The 1561-nt window shown below is 63.2% G+C and carries 1 protein-coding gene; it reads left to right on the top strand.

All coding sequences use genetic code 11. From position 1 onward, the window contains the following. Positions 1–62 precede the first annotated feature (62 nt). Positions 63–1454: a hypothetical protein gene (locus RMQ73_RS02715; RefSeq protein WP_310496450.1), complete on the top strand. Its 1392-nt coding sequence runs from the start codon at positions 63–65 to the stop codon at positions 1452–1454. The last annotated feature ends 107 nt before the right edge of the window (positions 1455–1561 follow it).

Genomic DNA, 1561 nt, shown 5'->3' with positions numbered 1-1561 from the left:
GCTTGGCCCGCCACCGACCGGGATAGAGTGCCCCTGTCTCGTCACACGACAGGAGCCGTTCGATGATCCGACCCCACCCCCGCGCTGCGGCGCTGATGCTCGGCCTGACCATGCTGAGCGGCTGCGCCCGATGGAACACTGCCTATCGTTCGGACGTTCTGCCCGCAAATCGTCCATCTGTTGTGACCGTGGATGCCAAGCAACGCCATGTGTTGATGGTGCCGGATACCAAAACCACCACAACAACTTCGCCAGACGGCAAGATCACAACGACCGTCGAACAACGCGGCATGCGCATGTGCGCCGAGGCCGCGCCCGACGTGTTCAGCGCGCTGGCGGCGAGCGGCAATCTCGACATTGGCGTCGATGCCAAATCGGCGGCGCAGGTCAATGTGGGCGCCGCCATTGCCGCAACCGAAACCGCCGCAGCGATCCGCCGCACGCAAACCGTCAACGTGATCCGCGAAAGCTTTTTTCGGACATGCGAACGCTATCTGTCCGGTGCGATCGGACCGACCGCTTTTGGAGTCCAGGCCGCGCGCGATTATCGACAGGCGATTGCCATGCTGGCCATCGAGCAGCTGACCGGCGTCGTGCAGGGACCCAGCACGATCATCAGTCCCGGCGCCACCAACACGGCCCAGACCGACACCGCCGCCTATTACAAGGAACTGAAAGAGGCCAGCAGCACGCTGGCTGGCGCGAAATCCGCTCATGACGCCGCCAAGGACGCGGCCAGCCCCGACAAGGCGCCCTGCAAAGCCAAGGACGGCGAAACCGCTGACGAGAAAAAGACGCGCGAAGGCCTGTGCACGGCCGCCAAGACCGCCGAAACCGATGCCAAGACCAAGCGCGACGGCGCGCAAACCCATCTCGACCAGTTGACAGCGCTGGGCAAGAGCGGGGCCGGCCAGGGCGGGATCACCGCCGGCGCCAGCGAGGGCACCATGGTCAACGATGGCGGCACGCAAACGGCGCCGTCGGGTATCAGTGCCGTCACACTGGCCGTAACGCATATCGCGGACACGGCCATGAACACGGACGAAACCCTGATGTTCTGCCTGCAAGCCCTGTCGGGTGACGATGCCAGGCTGTCAGCAAAGACTGGCCGCATGGCTGCCGACAACACTGTCTCGGTTGACGACACATGCAAGAATTACCTGGCTGTAAAGATCGATGCAGAAGCGGCGGTGCTCAAGCGCAAGGCCGCCATGCGCGTCGCGGCCTATGACAATGTCATGGTCCGGCTGGCCGCAAGGATCGGCACGGCACCTGCAGCATCATATCCCGGACTTCTTGCCGAGATCAGGAAAATCGACGGCGGCTTCTGCAAGAACAAGGACACTGATTTTGACCAATCGACTTGTGCAGCCCGCGTCGCATCGCTCCGGGAACTCGATGCCCAGGACTTCGACACGCTCGAAGCGAGGCTGCGCGCGGCGAGGATTTTCTGAAACGGTTTTCACAGCAGCAGGAGAAGGACGATGACCAACCGCATCTTGACGTTCGGCAGCCGTGCCGCCGCGAAGGCCAAGGGAGACGACTATCGCGCGCTTGGCCG

Source organism: Sandarakinorhabdus sp., assembly GCF_031430775.1.
Classification (GTDB): Bacteria; Pseudomonadota; Alphaproteobacteria; order Sphingomonadales; family Sphingomonadaceae; genus Sandarakinorhabdus.
The sequence above is the reverse complement of the archived record's forward strand: the minus strand, read 5'-3'. Positions and strand labels throughout refer to the sequence as shown.

What these genes read in the sequence shown, in the direction of transcription:
- RMQ73_RS02715 (WP_310496450.1), top strand. Translation starts at nt 63, where the DNA reads ATGATCCGACCCCACCCCCGCGCTGCGGCGCTGATGCTCGGCCTGACC.